Origin of the sequence: Aeromonas sp. sif2416, assembly GCF_019218665.1 — a bacterium.
Lineage (GTDB): Bacteria > Pseudomonadota > Gammaproteobacteria > Enterobacterales > Aeromonadaceae > Aeromonas > Aeromonas encheleia.
Genome location: NZ_JAHUXC010000004.1, coordinates 284,124 through 308,477 on the forward strand (window position 1 = coordinate 284,124; position 24,354 = coordinate 308,477).

At 60.2% G+C, this 24,354-nt stretch carries 26 protein-coding genes; 6 read left to right on the plus strand and 20 right to left on the minus strand.

Going from position 1 to position 24,354, the window contains the following annotated elements; genetic code table 11:
* Positions 1-180: 180 nt before the first annotated feature.
* Both KW821_RS10530 and KW821_RS10535 read right to left on the minus strand, forming a co-directional pair.
* The gene (locus KW821_RS10530) at positions 181-1,431 is read right to left on the minus strand and encodes a tyrosine-type recombinase/integrase (RefSeq protein WP_218291486.1); all 1,251 of its coding nucleotides are present in this window, start codon (positions 1,429-1,431) and stop codon (positions 181-183) included.
* Between the two features lie 317 nt (positions 1,432-1,748).
* The gene (locus tag KW821_RS10535) at positions 1,749-2,054 is read right to left on the minus strand and encodes a YebG family protein (protein ID WP_042654753.1); all 306 of its coding nucleotides are present in this window, start codon (positions 2,052-2,054) and stop codon (positions 1,749-1,751) included.
* Between the two features lie 273 nt (positions 2,055-2,327).
* Here KW821_RS10535 and KW821_RS10540 point away from each other — a divergent pair, with 273 nt between their 5' ends.
* The 4 genes from KW821_RS10540 to rsmF all read left to right on the plus strand — a co-directional run bounded on the left by KW821_RS10540 (position 2,328) and on the right by rsmF (position 7,741).
* On the plus strand, positions 2,328-2,972 hold the full coding sequence (locus KW821_RS10540) for a paraquat-inducible protein A (RefSeq protein WP_218291412.1): 645 nt from the start codon (positions 2,328-2,330) through the stop codon (positions 2,970-2,972).
* Positions 2,950-3,558: a paraquat-inducible protein A gene (locus tag KW821_RS10545; RefSeq protein WP_042654755.1), complete on the plus strand. Its 609-nt coding sequence runs from the start codon at positions 2,950-2,952 to the stop codon at positions 3,556-3,558. The genes KW821_RS10540 and KW821_RS10545 overlap by 23 nt, the downstream gene beginning before the upstream one ends.
* A gap of 55 nt (positions 3,559-3,613) precedes the next feature.
* Positions 3,614-6,166: an MlaD family protein gene (locus KW821_RS10550; RefSeq protein ID WP_218291413.1), complete on the plus strand. Its 2,553-nt coding sequence runs from the start codon at positions 3,614-3,616 to the stop codon at positions 6,164-6,166.
* Between the two features lie 144 nt (positions 6,167-6,310).
* Complete coding sequence (gene rsmF, locus KW821_RS10555) at positions 6,311-7,741, plus strand: 16S rRNA (cytosine(1407)-C(5))-methyltransferase RsmF (RefSeq protein WP_218291414.1); 1,431 nt, start codon at positions 6,311-6,313, stop codon at positions 7,739-7,741.
* 256 nt (positions 7,742-7,997) lie between these two features.
* On the opposite strand, the gene KW821_RS10560 is transcribed toward rsmF, so the two are convergent.
* From KW821_RS10560 to yceD, 15 genes are all read right to left on the minus strand, one after another.
* Positions 7,998-8,255 carry a RepB family protein gene (locus KW821_RS10560; RefSeq protein ID WP_218291415.1) on the minus strand — a complete coding sequence of 86 codons (258 nt, stop codon included), beginning with the start codon at positions 8,253-8,255 and terminating at the stop codon, positions 7,998-8,000.
* Positions 8,256-8,423: 168 nt separating this feature from the next.
* Complete coding sequence (locus KW821_RS10565; RefSeq protein ID WP_126623323.1) at positions 8,424-9,452, minus strand: site-specific integrase; 1,029 nt, start codon at positions 9,450-9,452, stop codon at positions 8,424-8,426.
* A gap of 287 nt (positions 9,453-9,739) precedes the next feature.
* The gene (locus KW821_RS10570; RefSeq protein WP_218291416.1) at positions 9,740-10,519 is read right to left on the minus strand and encodes a TatD family hydrolase; all 780 of its coding nucleotides are present in this window, start codon (positions 10,517-10,519) and stop codon (positions 9,740-9,742) included.
* An 18-nt stretch (positions 10,520-10,537) separates the two neighbouring features.
* Positions 10,538-11,485 carry a DNA polymerase III subunit delta' gene (gene holB / locus KW821_RS10575; protein WP_218291417.1) on the minus strand — a complete coding sequence of 316 codons (948 nt, stop codon included), beginning with the start codon at positions 11,483-11,485 and terminating at the stop codon, positions 10,538-10,540.
* Positions 11,470-12,111 (minus strand): dTMP kinase, encoded by a 642-nt coding sequence (tmk, locus tag KW821_RS10580; RefSeq protein WP_042654761.1) that lies wholly within the window; start codon positions 12,109-12,111, stop codon positions 11,470-11,472. Before tmk ends, holB begins: the two co-directional genes overlap by 16 nt.
* Positions 12,111-13,112, minus strand: coding sequence for an endolytic transglycosylase MltG (gene mltG / locus KW821_RS10585; protein WP_042654762.1), 1,002 nt, complete (start codon positions 13,110-13,112; stop codon positions 12,111-12,113). Before mltG ends, tmk begins: the two co-directional genes overlap by 1 nt.
* Positions 13,102-13,908, minus strand: coding sequence for an aminodeoxychorismate lyase (pabC, locus tag KW821_RS10590; RefSeq protein WP_218291418.1), 807 nt, complete (start codon positions 13,906-13,908; stop codon positions 13,102-13,104). The genes mltG and pabC overlap by 11 nt, the downstream gene beginning before the upstream one ends.
* Before the next feature lie 77 nt (positions 13,909-13,985).
* Complete coding sequence (gene fabF, locus KW821_RS10595; protein ID WP_042654764.1) at positions 13,986-15,227, minus strand: beta-ketoacyl-ACP synthase II; 1,242 nt, start codon at positions 15,225-15,227, stop codon at positions 13,986-13,988.
* 82 nt (positions 15,228-15,309) lie between these two features.
* On the minus strand, positions 15,310-15,546 hold the full coding sequence (gene acpP, locus KW821_RS10600; RefSeq protein WP_005300909.1) for an acyl carrier protein: 237 nt from the start codon (positions 15,544-15,546) through the stop codon (positions 15,310-15,312).
* Positions 15,547-15,703: 157 nt separating this feature from the next.
* Entirely contained in the window at positions 15,704-16,438 is a 735-nt protein-coding gene (gene fabG / locus KW821_RS10605; RefSeq protein ID WP_042654765.1) for a 3-oxoacyl-ACP reductase FabG, read from the minus strand.
* Positions 16,439-16,451: 13 nt separating this feature from the next.
* Positions 16,452-17,387 (minus strand): ACP S-malonyltransferase, encoded by a 936-nt coding sequence (gene fabD / locus KW821_RS10610; RefSeq protein ID WP_218291419.1) that lies wholly within the window; start codon positions 17,385-17,387, stop codon positions 16,452-16,454.
* Positions 17,388-17,453: 66 nt separating this feature from the next.
* Complete coding sequence (locus KW821_RS10615; RefSeq protein ID WP_218291420.1) at positions 17,454-18,413, minus strand: beta-ketoacyl-ACP synthase III; 960 nt, start codon at positions 18,411-18,413, stop codon at positions 17,454-17,456.
* A gap of 7 nt (positions 18,414-18,420) precedes the next feature.
* Positions 18,421-19,440, minus strand: a complete 1,020-nt coding sequence (gene plsX / locus KW821_RS10620) for a phosphate acyltransferase PlsX (protein ID WP_218291487.1) — start codon at positions 19,438-19,440, stop codon at positions 18,421-18,423.
* Positions 19,441-19,449: 9 nt separating this feature from the next.
* Positions 19,450-19,617, minus strand: a complete 168-nt coding sequence (gene rpmF / locus KW821_RS10625) for a 50S ribosomal protein L32 (protein WP_081966227.1) — start codon at positions 19,615-19,617, stop codon at positions 19,450-19,452.
* 21 nt (positions 19,618-19,638) lie between these two features.
* Positions 19,639-20,160 carry a 23S rRNA accumulation protein YceD gene (gene yceD, locus KW821_RS10630; protein ID WP_084228411.1) on the minus strand — a complete coding sequence of 174 codons (522 nt, stop codon included), beginning with the start codon at positions 20,158-20,160 and terminating at the stop codon, positions 19,639-19,641.
* Between the two features lie 339 nt (positions 20,161-20,499).
* On the opposite strand from yceD, the gene KW821_RS10635 reads away from it, so the two are divergent.
* The gene (locus tag KW821_RS10635) at positions 20,500-20,871 is read left to right on the plus strand and encodes a hypothetical protein (RefSeq protein ID WP_218291421.1); all 372 of its coding nucleotides are present in this window, start codon (positions 20,500-20,502) and stop codon (positions 20,869-20,871) included.
* A 25-nt stretch (positions 20,872-20,896) separates the two neighbouring features.
* Here KW821_RS10635 and KW821_RS10640 read toward each other — a convergent pair whose 3' ends face one another.
* A complete protein-coding gene (locus KW821_RS10640) occupies positions 20,897-21,553 on the minus strand; it encodes an START domain-containing protein (RefSeq protein ID WP_218291422.1) in 657 nt (218 codons plus the stop codon).
* 199 nt (positions 21,554-21,752) lie between these two features.
* Between KW821_RS10640 and KW821_RS10645 the strand changes: the two genes are divergently transcribed.
* The gene (locus KW821_RS10645; protein ID WP_218291423.1) at positions 21,753-22,334 is read left to right on the plus strand and encodes a nucleoside triphosphate pyrophosphatase; all 582 of its coding nucleotides are present in this window, start codon (positions 21,753-21,755) and stop codon (positions 22,332-22,334) included.
* Between the two features lie 72 nt (positions 22,335-22,406).
* Here KW821_RS10645 and KW821_RS10650 read toward each other — a convergent pair whose 3' ends face one another.
* Entirely contained in the window at positions 22,407-23,054 is a 648-nt protein-coding gene (locus KW821_RS10650; protein ID WP_218291424.1) for an HAD family hydrolase, read from the minus strand.
* Complete coding sequence (gene rluC / locus KW821_RS10655) at positions 23,054-23,998, minus strand: 23S rRNA pseudouridine(955/2504/2580) synthase RluC (protein WP_218291425.1); 945 nt, start codon at positions 23,996-23,998, stop codon at positions 23,054-23,056. The genes KW821_RS10650 and rluC overlap by 1 nt, the downstream gene beginning before the upstream one ends.
* Positions 23,999-24,354: the final 356 nt, after the last annotated feature.

Below are 24,354 nucleotides of genomic sequence, written 5' to 3' on the forward strand. Positions count from 1 at the left end.
AGGATCAATTGTTTCCATTATACACAGTTCGATTAGCGGGAACAGGAAACAAGATTATGTTATTTAACATAATATACATTATGCGCGGTTATTGGTTTTAGGCATGAGTGCTGGCGTTTTCATTGCCATCGTGTGGGTCGTCCACAAACGGCAATCTGGATTCTTTAGTAAGTGGCGGCCTCATTCATGTAGACGATCCAGCGGTTTATGGTTGGCGCTCTCGTGGCGCTCGCTGTTGCCGGTGTGCAGATACTTGGAGGTGGTGTCGATGCTGTCGTGCCCCGCATCGGCTTGGACGTGGGACAGCGGCCGGCCATGCAAGTTGATGTCATGGGTGATGCCGGTGTGGCGGATGGAATGTGGTGTCAGCTGGCGCATCTCGGCCGCATCCTGAGGAAAGCCATCCCGCTCGGCCAGGCTGGCCGCTTGCTCCAGTACCGTCATCACCAGGTCCCGCAGTTGGCGGATCCCGAGGTTGGCATTCAGCTCACCTTGCTCCCGGCCGTGGGCTGCCGCCTTGTGGCGGACGAAGAGCGGTGTCTGTTCGTTGGGCGCAGGCAACGGCGAGAGTTCCAGAAAGGTGCGATAGCGTTTGAGTGCCTCCAGCAAGGCCTGGGATACGGCCACGGTGCGCCGCTTGCCGCCCTTGCTGCGTGGAATGTAATAGCCCCAGACGCCCGTCTTGCTGTCTCGGCGAAACTGGCTCATGACCGGGCTGAAGCCGGGTCTGGCCGCCACCTCAGAGATACGCAGATAGCAGGCATACATCAGGCTGATGAGGAACCGACTGCGCTCGTGCTGGGCCGGGCATTCGTCCGCCAACTGTTCGGTGGCCTGCATCACATAGGACCACTGCAATTCGGTAAAAGACTGGCCCTGATCGTCGGCATCCTGGCTGACGGGCCGTTTCACCCGCTGCAGCAGGAGCGCCGGATTGCGGTCCATGTACTCTTCCTGGATCAGGAACTGGAAGAAGGCCGACAAGATGGCGAGTTTGGTCTTCATCGCCTGCTCGCTTAGGCGGTATGGCAGCTCCAGGCCCAGTTCCCGTTTGCCCAGGAATGGCCGCCACTGGGGGTTGGGCAGTCGCTCACCCCACTCCTTGTCGAGCATGAACTGGGCCACGTTACGATACGCGATCAGCACCTGTGGCGGTGCCTGGCAGTAGTCGAGATAGCGCATCATGATGCGCCTGGTGAGATCCTTCGGGCTGATGGCCACCTCGCTGAAGCACCAATGCAGGAAGGTGGTCAGCTCGCTGCGATAGGTCTTGTAGTTGTTCTCGCTATGGCGCTGCTCCAGCAGCCAGTCGACGGCCAGCTCATAGACCAGGCCGGCGTCGGGCACGCCGCCCAGGCTGAGATTGGCCAGATACTGGTTAACCTGGGGGTTGCCCGCCTCCAGATGGAGCAAGTTGTCGAACAGCGGCATGGCGGGCGGAAGTGACGGATGGATCATGGTAGCGCTTGTGGTTCTTGTGGACTGAAGTGAGATTGGGGGCCGCTCGACCCTGATGCCGATAAATGGGGTTATCGGCATCAGGGTCGGCTGGACTGCTCTGGCATAGACTGCCGGTCGGTCGCGTTAGTGGCTCAGGCTGCGGCGCAACATGACATTATTCAATGGATATGCACCTTGGTTGGAAATTTCCCCGGGGGAATATCGATAAAAATGACTGTGAATTCAAATTTGTTGAATAGGAAAGCTGCTGCCCTGAGTTGTCAGGGGATCACCCCGCCCTCCTCGCCTCAGGCCACACTCTTGAGGGATTTTCCCTTGGGCTTCTCGACGTCCACCTTCTCTTCCTTGGGGCTGATCCCCTGCCCCTTGCCACCGCGCAGCACGTTTTGCAGCAGATCCCGCTGCTCGGCCAGGTAAAAGGCCAGGCTCTCCTGCTGCTCGGGCGTCAGCTGGACGGGGGCCCCGGCCAGCAGCGTCATCAGTTCATCGGCGGTATCCAGCAGCTTGTCATAGGCATCCGCCTCTTTCTTGCTGGCAAAGGTCATCTTCTCCACTCCCCCACGCACGACAACATACTTGATCTCAACGGCCATAGTGGCGTCCTCCTCATGATAGTGAGTACAAGTATATGTACGTATATACAGTATTGCAAATAACGCCATGAGCCGATGCTTTGGGACGCTGAGATCCCATCGTGACTGGGCCGCAGCCTTCTTCTGTACGGCGTGGTTGGGTGGATGCCATGTCCCCTCCCCCCGGCAGCTGGCCAGCGAGCCGCTCTTCTTATGGCCTCCGCTCTGCCCCAAACAAGACAGGAGAGCGCTTTTAGGGTAAATTTCATCAATTCCTTCAACAGGTTGAATCGTATGTCGGATCCCCATTCCGTGCTTGTCTGCCCGGCCTGCGACTTGCTGATCGAACGCAAGTTGCTGCCGCTGCGCCGGCATGCTCATTGTCCCCGCTGTCATCAGCACCTCTACGGGCGCTATGCCTTTCGCCCTTCCCAGTTGATGGCACTCACCATCACCGGCTTTTTGTTGTTGCCTTCCGCCTTCTTCGAGCCGCTGATCTACCTGCGCCTGGCCGGGGTCAACTCCGATGCCAACCTGCTCAAGGGCATCATGGTGCTACTGGATGAGAGCGAGTTCTGGGTGGCGGCTCTGGTGCTCTGGTGCGCCGCGCTGGCGCCGACCGGCTTGCTGCTGGGGATCTTTGCGCTCGCCTCCGGTCTCGCCAAACGCTGGGGCATACTGGCCCTGACCCTCAAGATGGTGGAGGTGTTCCGCCATTGGGCCATGCTGGAGGTCTACATCGTCAGCCTGCTGGTCGCGCTGTTCAAGCTCATCGACATCGCCGATGTGCGCTTGGGGGGCGGGCTGCTGAGCCTCGGGATCCTGATGCTGCTCAACATGACGCTGCTGATCCTGTTTGACCCCGCCCCCTACTGGGAGCGGATACCCTTGCAAGCAGCCTCGCAGGAGCAAAACCATGATCCCGACCAGCGCCCGTGAGCTGGGGCTGTGCCGTTGCCACACCTGCGGCCTGCTGGTGCGCTATCAGCCTTCGCTGAGTTGCCCCCGCTGCCACAGCCCCTTGCAGATGCGTATCCCCCATTCGCTGGCCTGGTCATGGGGTTTGCTGGCGCTGGCTACCTTCATGCTGCTGCCCGCCAATCTGCTGCCCATCACCCATTTTTACAACAAGGGATTGCTGCAGTCCGATACCATCTTCAGCGGTATCATGGCGCTCTATCGCAGCAAGATGTCGGGTATCGCCACCATAGTGCTGACCGCGAGTATCATAGTCCCCATCGGCAAGATACTGGGGTTGGGCTGGATCTGCTGGCAGTTGCAGCGGGCCAAGCCGGTGCGACGCAAGCGCCAACTCATCATGTATCGCATCATCGATTTCATCGGGCGCTGGTCCATGCTGGATCTGTTCGTCATCTCGCTGATGGTGGCCCTGGTGGATCGCGGCGTGTTGCTCAACGTGCGAGCGGGCCCCGGGGCCACCGCCTTCGCCGGCGTGGTGGTGCTCACCATGATGTCGGCCCGCATGCTCGACACCCGCCTGTTATGGGACAAGGCGTCCCGCTAATGCTTTTTTCGTCTGTATCGGATGCGCTGTTTATCACAGCCAATAAGGAGTCGTTATGATCGGGGCTGAACCCGTCATCGAGAAACATCGCTGGTTATCCCCAGTCTGGTTATTGCCCGTCATAGCGTTGTTGCTGGCGGGCGGTTTCATCTACCAGCAGTGGACGAGCAGTGGTCAGATCATTCGCATCAACTTTGCCCAGGGCAACGGCATTCTGCCGGGCAAGACCCAGATACGCTATCAGGGGGTCGCCATCGGGGTGGTGCAGGAGCTGGTACTGGCTCAGGATGGTCGCAAGATAGCGGTGCTGGCCAAGATAGACAGCCGCGCCCGGCCGCTGATCCGCAAGGGCTCCGCATTCTGGCTGGTGAGCCCCAAGGCCTCGCTGACCGAGATCTCCGGCCTCGATACCCTGGTCTCCGGCAACTACATCAACCTGCAGCCCGGCCGGGACAACAACCCGCTGGAGGATGAGTTCGATGCCCAGGACGGCCCTCCCCCCGGTTATCAGGCCCAGGGGCGGACCCTGCACCTGACCGCCGATTCGTTGGGATCGGTCGGCATCGGTGCCAAGATCTATTTCCGCGGGCTAGAGGTTGGCAGCGTCATCAACACCCGCCTCAGCGAGGACAACCAGAATGTGATCCTGGATCTGGTGATCGAGCCGCGCTTCGAACACCTGGTCAAGATGGACACCCGCTTCTGGAACATCAGCGGCATCAAGGGCTCCTTCAGTCTGGCTGGCGTCAATGTGGAGGCCGGCAGCCTCGCCTCCATCCTGAGTGGCGGCATAGCGTTCGACTCCCCCAAAGCGTCGCCGGTCGCCCAGAAGGGGCTGAACTTCACCCTCTACAAGGGACTGGCCGAAGCGGCGCGGGGTGAGCGCATCAGCATCCAGGCGGGGGATCTGCCGATCAAGGAAGGGATGCCCATCCTCTATGAGGGGATCGAAATCGGCAGGGTCGACCCCATCCGCCTGACCGAGCAGGGCCGGATCGTCACCGCCCTGGTCAACCCGGAGCAGGCATTTCGGGTGACCGGCAAGAGCCGCCTCGTCTGGGAGACGGTGTCGCTCTCCCCGAGCGGGCTCAAGCATGCGGATCGGCTGCTGGCGGGGCCGGCCATCCGGCTCGACTACGTGGCGGGTGCCAGGGTCGGCACCATGACTCTGGAGAGTCAGGCCCAGCGCGGCGGCATCAAGCTGACCCTGCAGGCCGACGATCTCGCCGGTCTGAGCGAGGGTGCGCCGCTCTGGTTCAAAGGCTTGCAGATCGGCCAGGTAGGTCCCCTGACCCTGGATGCCAAGGGCAATGCCAGCGTCAGCCTGCTGGTGAACGAGAACCATAGTCACCTGTTGAAGGGGGCGCGTTTCTATCGCGCCGCCCCCCTGCAGATCGAGGCCAATCTGAGCGGTATCAAGGTGGACACCAGCCCGGCGAGCGCCTGGCTGGCGGGCGGGATCAAGCTGGTCCAGGCCCCCGCGGGTGAGCGCATCGACCGGCTCTACCCCAGTCAGGAACTGGCCTTGCTTGGCACCCGCAACGCCAGGCCACAACACTGGTTGCTGCGCGCCGAACAGGCGGATGGCGTCAGCATCGGCTCGCCGGTCCTCTATCTGGGACTGGAGGCCGGCAAGGTCAAGGGGTTGAAGGCGGATGACCGCGGCGTGGAGATCACCCTGGAGATCGATGCCGTCTATGCGCCCCTGCTCAAGCAGCAGCTCCAGTTCTGGAAGAAAGCGGCCATCGACGGCAAGATCCGGCTGGACGGGGTACAGGTCAAGATGGGGAACCTCGCCACCCTGCTGCGCGGCGGCATCGAGTTTGATCGGCTCGGCACCGGCCGCAGCAGTCACCAGCTGTTCGACAGCAAGGAGCAGGCCAGAACCCGGGTGCGGACGCTGACGCTGACCGCCGAGCACAATCCCGGGCTCGGTGTGGGCAGCCCCATTCGCTATCGGGGGGTCGACATCGGCAAGGTGGAGCAGATCGAACTGGACCCCTCCCTCGGTCAGGTGAGCTTCAAGGCCGAGCTGGATGAGCAGTACGCCGCGCGCTTCCTGCAGTCCGGGGCCAGGTTCACCCTGATACAGGCCAAGCTGGGGCTGGGCGGCGTCGCCCATCTCGATACCCTGATCAAGGGATCCTTCGTCGAGGCGAGCCCGGGCCAGGGCGCGGGCAAGGATCGCTTCCCCCTGAGCCAGAGCGGCCCCATCGGGTTGGAGCTGACCCTCAGGAGCCCGTCGGTCAGCGGCATCAGCGTCGGCAGCCCCTTGCTGTTCCGCAAACTGATGGTTGGCAGCGTCACCGGGGTGGCACTGGCCCGGGATGGCAGCGAGGTGCTGATCGACGTGAACGTCGATCGGGAGTACGCCCATCTGGTGCGCGCCAACAGTCGCTTCTGGAATGTGTCCGGCGTCAAGGCCGACATCGGTCTGACCGGTGGCACCATAGAGGTGGAAACCGTGCAGAGCCTGCTGGCCGGCGGCATCGCCTTCAACACCCCGGAGCGGGAGATGGGACCGACCGTCAAGGCTGGCCACCGCTATCCGCTGTATGGCAAGGCGGAGAAAGAGTGGCTGGAGTGGAGCCCCCGCATCCAACCCTGATCCGTTGTTGTCGTTATCTCCAAACCCGGCATTCTGCCGGGTTTGTTCATTCAGCTCTCCCACGCCATCCAGCAAGCTCGCTAAAGAAAACCCTTATCCTGTGATAGGATATGGCCCCTCATTTTGGGTCAGCGAGACTGCGCCGTGCACGATAACACCTATCTTCCCGATCACTTCCTACGCCATATCGCGGCCATCATGCCGGCGCACCTCTCCATGGAGGAGTTTGTGGCGAGTTGTCGGCGACCGCTGCGGCGCAGCATCCGGGTCAACACCCTCAAGATCACAGTGCCGGCCTTCGTCACGCGGATGCAGGGGCTGGGTTGGCAGCTGGATCCCGTACCCTGGTGTGAGACCGGCTTCTGGCTGGTTCGCGCCGATGAGACAGTGCCCCTCGGCAACACCGCCGAGCACCTGAGCGGCCTGTTCTACATCCAGGAGGCGAGCTCCATGCTGCCGGTGACGGCACTGTTTGCGAGCGACAAGATCAAGCGGGATGGCATGTTACTGGATGCGGCGGCGGCGCCGGGCTCCAAGACTACCCAGATCGCCGCCCTGATGGATAACCAGGGGATGCTGATCGCCAACGAATATTCCAGCAGCCGGCTCAAGGTACTCAGTGCCAACATCCAGCGCTGTGGCGTGACCAACGTGGGCATGACCCATTTCGATGCCAAGGTGTTTGGCCAGTGGTTGCCGGAGACCTTCGATGCCATCCTGCTCGATGCCCCCTGCTCGGGAGAAGGCACTGTGCGCAAGGACGAAGATGCCTTGCGCAACTGGAGCATAGAGAGCATCGACGAGATCGCCGCGGTGCAGCAGGGCCTGTTGGAGAGTGCCTTCCATGCGCTCAAGCCGGGCGGCGTGCTGGTCTATTCCACCTGTACCCTGAGCGAGCAGGAGAACCAGGCCATCTGCCAGTCCCTGCTGGACCAGTTCGGCGATGCCCTGAGCTTTGATTCCCTTGCCGGTCTGTTCCCCGGTGCCGAGCAAGCCTGCACCGCAGAAGGTTACCTCCATGTCTGGCCCCAGATCTTCGACAGCGAGGGCTTCTTCGTCGCCAGGCTGCGCAAGCACCACTCTGTGCCGAACACCATGTTCAAGCCAGGCAAGCTTGGCAAGTTCCCCTTCTCCCCGTTGCCGGCGAAAGAGGCCGAGCCCATGTTGTGCGAGATTGAGGCGAGCTTCGGAATAGTTCCGCGGGGTCAGCTGTCCGGTCGCAGCGACGAGATCTGGCTCTTCCCCCAGGCGTTTGAACAGGTGCGGGGCAAGCTGCGCTTCGATCGCATCGGCATCAAGTTGGCAGAGACCTTCAAGAAGGGGTATCGACTGACCCACGAATGGGCGCTGGCCTATGGCAGTCTGGCCACCCGGGGATTCGTCGAGCTGGATGTCGCCAACGCCCGTGAATTCATGATGGGGCGGGATGTCTGGCCCGAGCTGGAGGCTGGTACTGGCGAGGTGATCGTCCGCTATCAGGGACATCCGCTGGGGATGGGGAAATGGGTCGGGAGTCGCATCAAGAATGCCCTGCCCCGCGAGCTGGTGCGTGACAACAATCTGTTCAACATCTGAGCCTTCAACAGGCTGGCAGCCGGAAGTAAGGTTGCCTCCTGAACCGAAGCGTCGCCGCGGGTGTAAAACCTGTTCGAGTCTGGAAAACCCACACTCTGGTTGAACTTTTAGTCAGATCTTGAAATGCCTCTAGCCTTGTCTAAGATTAAGGCAATCCGCATATCAATTAGCGCACGGCTCTGCAAGGAGCCAATTCCCCTATGCCAGGTACAAGGAATTCGTACCTGGCTTTTTTTATGTTCGCCCGCTCGGCATCTTATTCGATAGTCTCCGTCAACGCCTGCTCGGAGCGGATCTGTGGCACCAGCTCATGTTGGTAGAGCAGATCAATAGCCTGCTCGATGAGCGACGCCTGACTGTCTTCCAGATGGTGACCGAGTTCCTGCAACCGCTGCGCGTGGCGATTGCTGATCCAGCACTGCAGCCGACTGTGGGTTTCCTGCTTGCGCTTCACATGCTGACGCTGCCGCTCGGCATTGTCTTGCACTTCATTCGCTGTTATTTCCTGGCTCATATGACCTTGCATCGTTCACTATTGTGACTCGTTATCTCTCACTCTTGGTGGAGAGCCGCCCTATGGCATTTCTCTCATCCGCCCCGCTCCCTTCAGAAGGGATTGGATTATAGGTAACAGGATCAAAGAGATAGTATTTAACATAAATAATATGGTGGCGCGGTTAATTCAAAGCAAGCCTTCCAGGGCATGATCGGAGAACTTGTGCGCATCGTCGAAATACTCCTGCAGGGTACGCATGTCCTTGTGCCTTGTCACCTCGATGATCTTGTTCATCGGCTTGCCGGCGGTCACGGCCGAGGTGATGAATCCCCGTCGCAGACTATGGCCACTGACATAGAGATCGTCGATGGCCTGGCCGGTGCGCCGCTTTATCATCAGGTTGATGCCCTGCGGGCCCAGGGGATCCGCGGTGAGCTGTCCCCAGCGGGTCATCCGCCGAAACAGCGGGCCCTGGCTTAGCCGGCTCGCTTTCAACCAGCGACTCAGGGCCGACACCGGGCAATGTTGCTTGCCAGGAATGAGCGCGATCTCGGTTTCATGGAGCTGATGCTTGCTCGGCTTGAGCCTAAGTCGGATCCCCTGCCCCACGAAATCGAGGTCGCTCACCTCGATGCGGGCGGCTTCCGAACGACGAAGGGCCCCGCTGAACATCAACAGCAGCAGGGTGTGATCCCGCAAACCGGCCAGATTGGAGGTGTCTATCTCATCGAGCACCCGCGTTAGGGGTTGCAGGGTCAAGGCTCCCGTCTTGCGTTTGCGGTTATCACCGAGGCGCACTATGCCGCGCATCATCTCTTTGATCTCCGCATGCTCGGTCGGCATGGGATGAATGCCCTTCTGCTTGAAGGCGTAGCGGATCCCAGCCAGTCGCCGCACTAGGGTGGCCGGCTTGCGAGGTTCGCCGTTGCGCAGCTCCCCCTTCCCCTCTTCCCTGTCCAGCCATACCCAGTCGGCCAGAATGCCATCGGCCTGATCCGCCAAAAAATTCATGATGTCGTGATGGCTGGTTTGCAGTGGATCCAGCCCGTGCAGCTGACACCAGAACACGAAGATGCGGGTATCTGCCTGATAGGCGTTGAGGGTCGAGTCCGCCTTGGCACTGCGCAGGAACCGCCGGGCCCGGTTATTGAGCGCGGGATCGAACACGGCCTGCAAGGACTGGTGAACAGGGGGTGAGACGGTTGGATATGCCACTTAAGTCTATGATTCTATGCGGAGTTTAGGAGGATCTTACAGGATCTTTCAGGTACATCAAGTATCGATAATGAATATTATCGATACTTATGATATCTCAGTTTAACCCCATCGACCTCCGCATCTCTCCCGAAACTACAATGGGAAATAGAGCTGGTTCTCCAGGTTATTGGAGCTTGGTCAGGAAATGCTTTGTGAGAGATAACGACTGATTGAGGTGGGAATGGTGCGGCTGATTATGCTGAACATTTAAAAGAATGAGGCCCCGGTTTATGGGGCCTCATGGATCACTTTTTTGCCAGCTTGAATAATTCGAAGAAGTTATGGCTGGTGGCTTCGGCCAATTCCGTGAGCGGGATCTCGCGCAGGTCGGCGATAAACTGGGCGACGTCTCGCACGAAGGCCGGTTCGTTCTCCCTCCCCCGGTGAGGCACCGGGGCCAGATAAGGAGAATCGGTCTCGACCAGCAGCCGTGACAGTGGCAGTGCCTTGACCACGGCTTGCAGGGCCGTGGCCGTCTTGAAGGTCGCGATACCCGAGATGGAAATATAAAAGCCCATCTCCATCGCGGCCTGTGCCATCTCCAAAGACTCGGTGAAACAGTGCAACACACCGCCGACTTGATCGGCCCCCTCTTCGCGCATGATCTGCAGGGTATCTTGCTGGGCATCCCGGGTATGGATGATGAGGGGTTTATTCAGGGCGCGGGCCACCCGGATATGCTCGCGGAAGGAGGCTTGCTGCACCTCCTTGTTTTCCGGTGAATAGAAGTAATCGAGCCCGGTCTCACCGATGGCCACCACTCTGGAGTCTGCCGCCTGGGTCAGCAGCAGATCCGCGTCCACACCGGGATCCTGGTTGAGCGGGTGCACGCCGCAGGAGGCAAATACCTGGGGATAAGGGGTGATGGCCGCCAGCATGGTCGGGAACTGTTGCTGAGTGACGCTCACACACAAGAAGTATCCCACCCCCTGAACGGCCGCCTTGGCCAGCACATCGGCCATGTCGGTCTGCTTGCTGCCATAGCTGAGGCGATCGAGGTGGCAATGGGAATCAACGAGTAACATACACGACCTTAAAGCTTGTCATAACCAGCGACTGAGCCAGTTCATCAGATGGATGGTGGGATTGGAGAGTTGACCCGGCTGGCAGGCCGCTTTCAGGGCGACGAGCTGCTGCTCCGCCTCCAGCAGTTTCTCGCTGGAGTGCCGCTCGGCCAGCTGTTGGCTGAGGCTGGCCAGATCCGGCATCGCCAGCTGGTGATGGCCACAACCGGCCTGGGTCTTGAGGGCGTCACACAAGAATAGCTGCAGCCAGTGCAGGCGGACCTGACTCTCCTCCGCCAGTTGGGTACAGACGCTGGTGGCGCGGGTCGGCGCCTGGGTCAGTGCGACGAAACTCTCCAGCAGCGTCCGCCGGGCAACATCCTGCTGCTCTTCGATATAGCGCAACACCCGCAGCGGCGCCCCCTGGCAGATCCGCACCTGGGCCTGGGTGGCCTGATGCCCCTGCTCGGCCAGCCAGCGCAGGGTATCCCCCTCCGCCGGCAGCTGACAGACATGTTTATGGCAGCGACTCAGTATGGTAGGCAGCAGGCGAGACACCCTGGATGCGATCAGCAGCAGCAGGCTGTCGCCGGCCGGCTCCTCCAGGGTCTTGAGCAGGGCGTTGGCGGCGGACTCCGTCATCCGCTCCGCCTCCGGAATGATCACCACCTTGCCCCGCCCGAGCTGGGCGGTGCTCTGCAAGCGGCCGCAGATCTCGCGAATGGCTTCGACGCCTATGGTCTTGCTGTCGGCGGCGATAGTGCCGAGATCCGGGTGATGGCCCTTGTCGAACAGCTGGCAGGAGTGACACTGACCGCAGGGCTCCCCCGACACAGGTTGCTGACAGAGGTGCAGGCGGGCCAATCGCTCGGCCAGCTGTTCCTTGCCAAGCCCAGGATCCCCGAGCAGCAACCAAGCGTGACCCAGGCGACCGCTCTGGGCACTCTGACTCAGGGCCTGCCAGTCCGGGATCAGCCAGGGATACATAGGCGCTCGTTCGACAGGTAATGGTCCAGTGCGGCCTCGATGGCGGCCTTGACCCGCTCCGGGGTCTGCCCGGCATCGATCACCAGGATGGAATCATCCTTGGCCGCGAGTTCCAGATAGCGGGCGCGGGTGCGCTCGAAGAAGCTGAGCTGCTCCAGCTCGATGCGATCCAGCTCGCCGCGATGGCGGGCCCGCTGCAGACCGAGCGCGGGATCTATGTCGAGATAGAGCGTCAGATCCGGCTTGAAGTTGCCGAGCACCGCCTGCTTGATGGCGTCGATCAAGGCGGCGTCTATGCCACGACCACCGCCCTGATAGGCGCGGGAGGAGAGATCGTGGCGATCCCCCACCACCCAGATCCCTTCGGCCAGGGCCGGTTTGATCCGGGTCTCGACCAGCTGCACCCGGGAGGCATACATCAGCAGCAACTCGGCCTCGATGGTGAGGCGCTCGTCGTGCACCTCCTTGACGATGGCCCGCATCCGCTCGGCCAGTGGCGTGCCACCGGGTTCGCGGGTGCACTCGATCCGAACGATGCCATGGCTGCGCAAATAGTCGGTCACATAGCGTACCGCGGAGCTCTTCCCTGCCCCCTCCAGTCCTTCAATTACGATAAATTTAGACATTAGGGTTTCTTCAATATGTATTCACGAACCGCTCTATTGTGCTCGTCGAGGGTCTTGGAAAATTGGTGGGCCCCGCCCCCCTTGGCGACGAAATAGAGATAATCGGTCGACTTGGGATTGAGCGCCGCCTCGATGGAGGCCTTGCCCGGCATGGCGATGGGGGTGGGCGGCAGACCGTCGATCACGTAGGTGTTGTACGGGTTCACGTCGGTCAGATCGCTGCGACGGATGTTGCCATCGTACCTGTCCTTGACCCCGTAGATGACGGTAGGATCGGTCTGCAACTTCATGCCAAGGCGCAGGCGATTGACGAACACCGAGGCGATCTGCGCCCGCTCGTCCGGCTGACCTGTCTCTTTCTCGATGATGGAGGCCATGATCAGCGCCTCGTACGGAGTCTTGTAAGGCAGGTTGGCCTGACGCTTGTCCCAGTTCTCCTGCAGGAAGGCCTTCATGTCCTGATAGGCGCGGCGCAGGATCGAGATGTCGCTGGCATGGGTGGTATAGGCGTAGGTCTCCGGCAGGAACCAGCCCTCCAGCTTGCCGTTCTCGATGCCAAGCTCCTGGGCCAGATCTTCCTCGGTCTGCTCCACGGTCAACCGCTCCAGATAAGGTGCGCCGGAGAGCTGCTTCAGCCAGTCCTCAAAACGGGAGCCTTCGACGAAGGTGAGGCTGAAGTGGAACTCCTTGCCGGAGGCAAACAGGGAGAGGGCATCCTTGAGCGGCGCCCCTTCCTTGATCTCGTAGGTGCCCGACTTGATGGCGACCAGCTCGGGATGACCACGCAGCCAGAGTCGCACCGCCCAGGGACTGGTTTCCCCCTCCCCCAGCTCGGCGATCAGGCGCGCCGCGTGGGCCCCTTTCTCGACGGTGAACAGGCGGGTCGGCCCCTTGTTGGTGAGCGTCTCCACCTGCTGCCATTTGTAATATACATAGCCCCCGGCGACGGCAACTGTCAGCGCCGCCCCCGCGAGCAGGGTGTAAAGCCGATTAAACTTCAATGACCAAACGCTCCTGTAAACGGCGGATCAATACCGGGCTGGGATACTGATGATCCCCGATGCCGGTCACCGGCACTATGCCCATCAGGGTATTGGTCAGCCATACTTCTTCGGCCTGCCACAGTGACTCCAACGGAGCCTCCACGACACGCAGTTCAATGCCCATCTGTTTAAGCATCGCCATCACGCGGCGGCGCATGATGCCATCGATCCCCCCGTGGGAGAGATCCGGCGTGAACACCGTCTTGCCGCGACGCCAAAACAGATTTGCGCTGACTCCTTCTACCAGAAATCCGCGGCTGTTCAATACTATACCTTCGACTCTGCCGCGCGCAGCAAGTTCGCTTTTTAATAGCACCTGCTCCAACCGACCCAGGGTCTTGAGCCCCGCCAGCATGGGCGCATCGCCGAGTCGCTGTTGGCAGACCAGCACCTCTATGCCCTGTTGCCGCCACTCCGGGTAGTGCGCCGGGTACTCGGCCAGAGACACTATGCGGGTGGGCGACTGGCAACCGGCGCCGTCATAGCCCCGACCACCGCTGCCACGGGTCAGCACTATCTTGGCGACAGCCTGCGTCTGCCCTGCCGCAAGTTGCGCCACCTCCTCGGTCAGCAGGTCCCAGGGCAACTCGGCAAAACCGAGTCTGGCGCTGGCATGTTGCAATCGCGCCAGGTGCTGCGGCCACCAGATCACCCGCCCGTCCAGCACCTGCATGGTGGTGAAATGGCCGTCTCCGTATGCCAGTCCACGATCCGTTGCGGATAAGGTATCTGTTGGTATTCCATTGATCAGCAAGTGGATCCCTCCGATAAAAAAGGCCCGATACTTGGTATCGGGCCCGACTCTTCGCTTAGCAAGCCGCCCAGCGAGAATTATACGCGTTTGAAGATCAGGGAGCCATTGGTGCCGCCGAAACCAAACGAATTGGACAAGGCATAATCGAACTGACCCGCCTTGGCCACATGGGGCACCAGATCCAGGTCGCACTCCTCATCCGGATTATCCAGATTGATGGTGGGCGGTACCCGCTGGTCGCGCAGCGCCAGCACGGTGATGATGGCCTCGATGGCGCCGGCAGCACCCAGCAGGTGGCCGGTCATCGACTTGGTGGAGCTGATCATCAGGGCGCTGGCGTGCTCGCCAAACACCTTCTTCATGCCGCGCAGCTCGGCTACGTCACCCAGGGGGGTGGAGGTGCCGTGGGCATTGATATAGCCGATCGCCTCAGGCGCGATGCCGGCATCCTTGATGGCGTTGCGCATGGCGCGGGCGCCACCGTTACCGTCAGAGGGAGGCGCCGTCATGTGATAGGCATCGCCGCTCATGCCAAAACCGACCAGTTCGGCATAGATCTTGGCACCGCGCGCCTTGGCGTGTTCGTACTCTTCCAGCACCAGCACCCCGGCGCCGTCACCCAGCACGAAACCGTCGCGATCCTTGTCCCAGGGGCGGCTCGCCTTCTGTGGCTCGTCGTTGCGGGTGGAGAGCGCCTTGGCCGCCGCGAAACCACCCATCCCCATCGGGGTGGAAGCCTTCTCGGTGCCGCCGGCAACCATCACGTCTGCATCACCGTAGGCGATCATGCGACCGGCCATGCCGATGGCATGGGTGCCGGTGGTGCAGGCTGTGGTCACGGCGATGTTCGGACCTTGCAACCCCTTCATGATGGAGAGATGACCGGACACCATATTGATGATGGTGGAGGGCACGAAGAAGGGGCTCAGTTTGCGCGGGCCGCCGTTCATCAGGCTGGTGTGGTTCTGCTCGATGAGACCCAGACCGCCGATGCCGGAGCCGATGGCCACGCCAACCCGCTCCGCGTTCTCTTCGTTGATGACCAGACCGGAATCATCCAGCGCCTGCACACCCGCCGCCACGCCGTACTGGATGAAGAGATCCATCTTGCGGGCTTCTTTGCGGTTGATGCCGAATTGTTCGGGGTCGAAATCCTTGACCAGACCGGCGAAACGGGTAGCGAACTCGCTGGCATCAAAATGGTCGATGAGGGAAATGCCGCTCTGCCCGTTGAGCAGGGCTTGCCAGCTGGATTCGGCAGTGTTGCCCACCGGGGAAAGCATCCCCAGGCCGGTCACCACGACTCTGCGTTTTGACACTGAGCTAGTCTCCGAGAGGTATTTTGAAAGGGAGTAAACATAAAAGAAGCGGCCCTTGGGCCGCTTCTTTCAGAACAGGAACTTATTCCTGATTAGCGGTGATGTAATCGATAGCCGCTTGAACAGTGGTGATCTTCTCGGCTTCTTCATCAGGAATTTCGGTATCGAATTCTTCTTCCAGCGCCATTACCAGTTCAACGGTATCCAAAGAGTCAGCGCCCAGGTCGTCGACGAAGGAGGCAGCGTTTTTAACGTCTTCCTCTTTAACACCCAGTTGTTCGATGATGATTTTCTTTACGCGTTCTTCGATGTTGCTCATGACCTGAATTTTCCTTTAAAAATACGCTATTGCGTCTGGTTGGGGTAGTGTATTCAATTGACGTGAGTTTGCAAGTAGCTTGCCGCTGGTCAAACCACGAAATTCGCCAAACTTCGGCGTATTATCGCAAATTTGAACAGATCTCACGACAAATTGATTACACCATGTACATCCCGCCATTAACATGCAGGGTTTCGCCGGTGATATAAGCAGCGTCATCAGACGCCAAGAATACCACAGCGGCAGCAATTTCTTTCGGATCACCCAAACGGGCGGCAGGCACCTGATTCATGATGCCGGCACGCTGTTCATCATTGAGGGCCTTGGTCATATCGGTCTCGATAAAACCGGGCGCCACCGCATTCACCGTGATACCACGGGATGCCACTTCACGGGCCAGCGACTTGGTGAAGCCAACCAAGCCCGCCTTGGCGGCAGCATAGTTGACCTGACCCGCATTGCCCATGGTTCCGACCACTGAACCTATGCTGATGATGCGGCCGTGACGCTTCTTCATCATGGCACGCAATACCGGCTTGCTCAGACGATACAGAGAGGTGAGATTGGTGTCGATGATCTCGTTCCACTCATCATCTTTCATCCGCATCAACAGGTTATCGCGAGTGATGCCCGCGTTGTTGATCAGGATGTCGATGTCGCCAAAGCGCGCCTTGATGGCGGCGAAGACGGCTTCAATGGATTCTGGGCTGGTCACATTCAGCGCCATGCCACAGCCTTGCTCACCCAGGTAGGCACTGATGGCCTCGGCACCGCTCTCGCTGGTCGCGGTCCCCACCACTTTCGCGCCACGGGCCGCAAAAGTTTCGGCAATCGCACGGCCGATACCACGACTGGCTCCGGTGACCAACACAACCTTATCGGTAAAACTCATGACTCGCTCCTGTTTACTTGATCTGGGCCAGCGCCTGCTCGAATGAGGCGGCATCGTTGGCATGGATACCTTCCACGCGCTTGTCGATGCGTTTGGCCAACCCGGTCAATACTTTGCCCGGTCCCATCTCGATCTCGAGGGTCACGCCATCGTTCGCCATCCGCTCGACCGTTTCGGTCCAGCGAACCGGGCTGAACAGCTGACGCACCAGGGCTTGCTTGATGGCGGCCGGATCCTGTTCACAGGATACGTCGACATTATTGATGACTGCGATGGTTGGAACCTTGATCTCGATCCCATCCAGCGCCGCTGCCAATTTTTCGGCGGCAGGTTGCATCAGGGCGCAATGAGACGGCACCGAGACCGGCAGCGGCAGTGCACGCTTGGCGCCGGACTCTTTCATCAGCAGGTTGGCACGCTCGACCGCTTCCTTGTGACCGGCGATCACCACCTGGCCCGGGGAGTTGAAATTGACCGGGGAGACCACCTGGCCCTGCGCCGCTTTCTCGCAGTTGGCGGCGATGGACTCGTTGTCCAGACCTATGATGGCGGCCATGGCGCCGGTGCCTTCCGGCACGGCTTCCTGCATGGCCAAGCCACGCAGTTCGACCAGCTTGACCGCATCGGCGAAGTCCAGGGCACCGCTGCAGACCAGGGCGGAGTACTCGCCCAGGCTGTGACCGGCCATGACGGCGGGAGTGGCCCCACCCTGCTGCTGCCACAGGCGCCACAGGGCGACGGAGGCGGTCAGCAGCGCGGGTTGGGTGCGCCAGGTCTTGTTCAGATCCTCGGCAGGACCGTCCAGCACTAGGCTGAGCAGATCATAACCCAGGACCTGGCTCGCCTCGGCGAAGGTCTCTTTAATCACGACGTGTTGCTCGGCCAGCTCGGCCAGCATGCCGACGCTCTGGGAGCCTTGTCCAGGGAAGGCAATGGCAAATCGGGTCATCATTGATTCCTTTAAGGTAAGACGAAATCGCTATGCGGGCACCCGACATCCGGGCGCCGCGTGGTATCAGAGACGCACCAGCGCCGAACCCCAGGCAAAACCACCGCCGAAGGCTTCCAGCAGCACCAGCTGACCCGGTTTGATACGGCCATCCCGTACCCCTTCATCGAAGGCGATGGGTACGGAGGCGGCGGAGGTGTTGCCATGGCGATCCAGGGTCAGGATCACCTTGTCCAACCCCATGCCAAGCTTCCTGGCGGTGGCGTTGATGATGCGGAAATTGGCCTGATGTGGCACCAGCCAGTCGAGCTCGCTCGGATCGATGCCGGCAGCGGCCAGGGTCTCGGTCACGATCTCGCTCAGACGGGTAACCGCCACCTTGAACACGTCGTTGCCCTTCATATACATGTAGGCTTCGAGCTCGGCGCCCGGCATGCCGCGACGGGGCTGCGGCAGCTTCAGCAGCTCGCCATAACGGCCGTCGGCGTGCAAGTGGGTCGACAGGATCCCCGGCGTCTCGCTGGCGCCCACGATCACGGCCCCTGCCCCATCCCCGAACAGGATGATGGTGCCGCGATCTTTCGGATCGCACATACGGGAGAGCACATCGGCCCCCACGACCAGCACATGGCGGGCCGCACCGGATTTGACGAACTGATCGGCGATGGCGAGGGCGTAAGTGAAACCGGCGCAGGCGGCGGCCACATCAAAGGCCGGGATCCCCGGCACCCCGAGCAGGCCCTGCAGTTCACAGGCGGCAGCAGGGAAGGCATTTTCGGCACTGGTGGTGGCCAGCACTATCATGTCCAGATCGGCCGCCGTCAGGCCCGCCGCGTCCAGTGCCCGCAAGGCAGCCTGATGAGACAAGGTGGCGACGGTCTCGTCGGCCCCTGCGATGCGGCGTTCACGGATCCCGGTACGTTCCACGATCCATTCGTCACTGGTCTCAACCATCTGTTCAAGATCGGCGTTGGTACGCACCGAGCTCGGCAGGTAACTGCCAGTACCCAGAATTTTGCTATGCATAGAGTTCTTATAGGTCCCTGTCGGAAAAGACAGATTCAAGGCGATCTGCTATTTGCAATGGAAGCTGATGCTTGGCCTCTTGTGCGGCCAGCAGGATCGCATTACACAGAGCGCGCCGTTCGGCCCGCCCATGGCTTTTTACCACAATGCCGCGCAATCCTAACAGACTTGCGCCATTATACTGGTCGGGGTTCAGGTAAGAAAAACGCCGTTTGAACATAAATCCGGCGATCCGGCCAAGAAAACTGCGTTTCTTGCGGGGATATCCGGCCAGTTGGGCCATCATTCGCACCACCCCCTCGGCCGTCTTGAGCGCCACGTTGCCGACGAAGCCATCGCAGACGATGACGTCACATTCACCGCTGAAGATCCTGTCTCCCTCGATGAAACCGACAAAATTGAGCGCGCTGCACTGCCGTAGCAGCTCGGCGCTGTGGCGCACCAGATCGTTGCCTTTGATCTCCTCCTCCCCCACGTTGAGCAGCGCCACCCGGGGTGAGGCGATCCCCTCGACCCGCTCCGCCACCACAGACCCCATCACCGCAAATTGCAGCAAGGTGTCGGCATCGCAGCTCACGTTCGCCCCCAGATCCAGCATCACGGTGCGTTTGCCACTCAGGGTTGGCAGCGCCTTGATCAGCGCAGGCCGATCGACACCGGGCAGGGATTTGAGCACACACTTGGCCATGGCCATCAGGGCGCCGGTATTGCCGGCGCTGACGCAGGCATCGGCCTCACCGGCCTTGACCAGATCCAGGACCACACGCATGGAGGAGTCTTTCAGGGTACGCAGCGCCACGATCGGTTTTTCGCCCATGCTCACCACCTGTGAAGCATGCACGATACGAACGCGGGGATGAGTCAGCAAGCCATGTTGCTGTAACAGGGAGGCGGTCTGGTGTTGGTCACCGACCAGAATAAGTTTGAGCTGAGGCAGAAGAGACAGTGCCTGCACGGCGGCAGGCACTGTTTCCGAGGGGCCAATATCTCCCCCCATTATGTCTAGCGCGACAGTTTGCGTAGACAAAGGCAATCCTTAAGCGATTACCTTTTTACCGCGGTAGAAACCATCGGCAGTCACGTGGTGACGACGATGGATTTCACCACTGGTCTGATCAACAGTCAGTGCTGCTGCGGTCAGTGCATCGTGGGAACGACGCATGCCACGCTTGGCGCGGGTTTTACGGTTCTGTTGTACGGCCATGGTAGGCTAACTCCTAAAAATTCACTTACGTTTGAGCTCTTCAAGAACTGCAAAGGGATTCGGCCGCTCATCAGCAGGTTCGATATCACCCCAAGTCATCTCCATGTTCCCTCGCGGGCAAACATCCATTGGATGCATTGCTACCTGAGGCAACGAGAGGATGAGTTCATCCTCCAGGATTTGATGAAGATCTATCTCGCCGTTTTCATCCAACTCAATGGGCTCATAAGCTTCCGGCAGTTCTTCCTCGTTTGTTTTTTCAAACAGCGGAGTGTAGATAAAATCAGCTTCACAAAGGTGTTCGAATGCCTCTCCACAACGTTGGCAAACCAGATTGACCTTGGCATGGGCAGTGCCTTTCATAACGGTCAAATGCTGGATATCTTTACCAAATTGCACAGTGACATCCACATCACTTCGCAAGCCTTCGGTTGACGCTTCCAATCTGGGCATCTGCGACTTTTCCACTATCCCGACATAGTCGAGTAGCTTCAAGGCATTACGGACTGGATCAACCTTAACGGGCAACTTCACCTTTTGCATAGGGCGCGAATATTATAGGTCCAACAAGGGATAGTCAAAGGAAAAAGTCCTTACCGCCGATGATTTTAACCGCACAGGTCCCCTGAATACAGGAACTTGTGTTCATCGGTGGCTGATTATGCCACAAACCTCGGGATCCCACACAGGATCCTGCACGATCCAGTGGCAACGCACTAGCAGGGGCATGCTGAGCGAGCAGATCCAGGCTGATGCGGACGACCGCGCGGCCCTCCCCCTCGACTGAACCTGACGCACTGGTCAAAAAACACCCTTACAGCGTCTTATGCTCTGTCTTAGGATAAGGGTGGATCTTATAAGGACATCATCTGGAGTGTGCCCATGAAAGGCCTGATCCCCTGGTCGTTCGCCCTGTTGCTGTCAGTTGGCAGCTTACTGCTACCCGCATTCGCCGAAGAGAAGGCCACCGGCCACTATTACTGGGAGCGCGAGGTCGAATCCTTCATTCCCTGCGGCTCGGACAACGCGTTCTGGGTGCTGGGCGAGAAAAGCGTGCTGCAACCCTTGCGGGACAAGGTCAGTAAACTGGGCGACCATCAGCCGATCTATGTCGAGGTTACCGGTCATTTCGAAGATAACGCCGACAGCGAGGGGGCCGCGGCAGATTACGACGGCCTCTATCGCATCGAGTCCGTGATCGTGAGCACTCCTGACAGCCCCGCCACCTGCCCCGTGCTGGTTATGGGTGACTGATCGCAACCGCACCTTCCTTTCCCCCTCAGGGAGTGGCAGGACAATGTTTACTGCCACCAAGCAGCTTCTTTTGAGACTTTGATCGGGGTTGCGCCTCCATTAATCGCCGGATGGCCTGAAAGCTGGCTAGCGCCGCCTTGACAGCCATCGGATTGACCAGCCAGCCCGGCAGGTTGTCGCCTGGGTTGGTATAGGTCTCCAGCCTGATCAGGGTAGAGCCATCCTGTTGTGGCAACGCTTCCCAGCGCCCGGCACTGGCCCGGATCCGCACCAGACCAGGACGCGCAGCCAAGGCATCCGGCTCGGCCCACACCTTGAGTTCCAGCCCGCAGTCGGCCCGTCTGCTCAGATGAGAACGGGTGATAAGCTCTCTGTCCTGTACCGGCCAGGGGGATTCCAGTCGGGTATAGACCAGATCGTCATCGGGGCCAGACCTTGCCAGCAGTCGTACCTCGCGACTCTGGGGCAACCACTCCCGATGACGCGCGGTGTCCCGCAGCACGGCCAGCAGCGCAACGGGATCCGCCATGACTCTCATCTCCAGGCGCAGGGCCAGGAAGGGGGACGGGGGACGGGGCTGGGTCCAGAGCATCACCCCCGCCTCACTCTGCTGGCGTTGCCACCCCTGCCCCCAGCTCGCCAGGGAGATCAGCATCAGGGCCAGTACTCCGCATCTAGTCATCGGTCTCTCCCGCCTCATTACCCTATGCTTATAGCCGTTTTTCCGGTGGTCTGTGAGACGACCTCTCCACGCCTCCGCATGGCCGCGGCGTGGGCAGTCAGCACCGGCCCCCCTGGCTGTGACCTTCCAGTCTATTTGTGCTGTTCGCCCCACATCGGTAGAATCAACCAATTGATTTATAGATGGATATCACCAGAATATGCGCACTCCCCTGATCCTCGCCTCCACTTCCCGCTATCGCAAGGCACTGCTGGAAAAACTCGGCCTGCCGTTTCAATGCGCCTCCCCCGCCGTCGATGAAACTCCTCTGCTCGGGGAATCGGCCGAGACGCTGGTCGCCCGGCTGGCGCATGCCAAGGCGAGCGCCATTGCCAGCCAGCATAAGCAGGGGCTGATCATCGGCTCGGATCAGGTGTGCGTGTGTGACGGCCGCATTCTCGGCAAGCCGGGTACGGTGGAGAAGGCGGTGGCGCAGCTGATGGCGGCACAGGGCAAGAGCGTCACCTTCTATACCGGCTTGTGCGTGCTGGATGCCGCAAGCGGTCAGGTTGAGCAGCTGGTCGAACCCTTCACCGTGCACTTTCGCTACCTCGATGAGGCCGCGATCCGCCGTTATGTGGAGGCTGAGCTGCCGCTCGATTGCGCCGGCAGCTTCAAGTGCGAGGGGCTGGGCATAGTGTTGTTCAGGGGGCTGGAGGGGCGGGATCCCAATGCGCTGATCGGCCTCCCCCTCATCGGCCTGATCGAGCTGCTGGGTCTGCATGGTCTGGCCCTGCCCTAAGCCACGGCATGCGCCGAGATCAACAACGGGAGCCAAGGCTCCCGTTTTACGATGAGTAGATAAGCAGGCCGATCAACTCAGCTGTTGCCTCAGCGCCTCCATGGTATCGACGATGGCGACGGGATGATGCTCGGCCAACCGGGCCCTGTCGTGCACGCCCCAGGTCACGCCGAGGCGCGGCATCTGCAACGCCTCCGCCATCGCCATGTCGTGGACGGAATCCCCTATCATCAGCGCCTGATGAGGGGCCAGCCCCAGTTCATCCAGGATCTGCACCAGCATCAGGGGATCGGGCTTGGAATTCGCCTCGTCCGCGCCACGGGTGGCGGCAAACAAGGGGCGCAGCCCCGTCTCGCCCAGTACCCTGTCCAGGCCACGGCGGGACTTGCCCGTGGCCACCGCCAACGCAATACCCTGCTCATGCCAGTTATGCAACAAGTCGCTGGCCCCGGCAAACAGCGGGCTCGGTGTGTCATCATGCAGGTAGTGGTGGCGATAACGGGCGATCAGGGCCTGAGCCCGCTCGCCGCCCTGGGGCAGGTTGAACAGTCGGGGCATGCCGACCTCGAGGCTGAGCCCGATGATCTGATGCGTCTCCTGCGCCGTCGGCACGGGTTCGCCACAATCCCGTGCAGCCCCCTGCACACAGGCGACGATCCGGCCCACCGAATCCATCAGGGTACCGTCCCAGTCGAAGATGGCGAGCCGGATAGCCTTCATCAGCGCGCCAGCTTGTTCAGGAAGTTGTCGAGCTCGGGAGCGAGCGGCGCCTCCGCCTGCATCTCGCGGCCATCGGCCGGATGGGTGAAGCTCAGCTTCCAGGCGTGCAAGAACAGCCGTTTCAAGCCCTGGGCGCGCATCTTCTCGTCGAAGGCGGCTTCGCCATACTTGTCATCACAGGCGATGGGATGGCCGGCATGCTGGGTATGGACCCGGATCTGGTGGGTGCGGCCGGTGATGGGGCTGCATTCCACTAGCGTCGCCTCGGCAAATTGGCGGGCGATCCGGAAACGGGTTTCGGATGGCTTGCCGTCACTGTTGACTCGCACCACCCGCTCGCCGGATTGCAGATCGTTCTTGCGCAGCGGCGCATTGACCACCTTGACGTGGGACTGCCATTGGCCACGCACCAGCGCCAGGTATTGCTTGCGCATAGTCTTGACCCGCAGCTGCTCGTGCAGGCTGCGCAGGGCACTGCGCTTCTTGGCAACCAGCAGTACGCCTGAGGTGTCGCGGTCGAGGCGGTGCACCAGCTCCAGGAAGCGAGCTTCCGGGCGCAGGGCTCGCAGCCCCTCGATGACCCCGAAGCTCAGGCCGCTGCCACCGTGCACGGCCATGCCGGACGGCTTGTTGAGCACTATCATGGCCTCGTCTTCAAACAGGATCTGGCTCTCCAGACGCTGGATGCTGCCGAGGTTGGCAGAGGGCAATTCGTTCTTCTCGGCAACGCGCACGGGCGGAACCCGCACCTCGTCACCTGGGCAGAGTTTGTATTCGGGTTTGATGCGTTTCTTGTTGACGCGCACCTCTCCTTTTCGAAGGATGCGATAAATCAGGCTCTTGGGGACGCCCTTTAACTGAGTCTTGAGAAAATTGTCGATGCGCTGCCCTTCATGCTCAGCTTCGATGGTGAGCAGCTGCACTTGTTGATGTATCTGTGTCATGGCGCGGATTTTAACACTGCCGGTGCCCCTTGGCTGCATGCTTTGTTAAAAAATGGCACCTTGCTATAAAAGTGGTTTAAATGGGATAATAAACAAGGTTTTGTCATTGTGTTCAAGCCTTGTACTAAGTGGCCAAAAATTATGCCACCCAATCCCGAAACACCGTGTATACAAGAACATGACGGTTCCCGGGTGCGAGGTACAACGCATGGAGAACGCAAACAGAACCGGTTTAATTGTCTCCACATCGGTATCCTTAATTCACGCCTTCTCGAGAAGGCAGAACCAGAGTGCCCTTAGTTTGCGCCTCATGCATGCCCCAACCGGGAGGTTGCCCAAGCATGCTGAAGACCCGA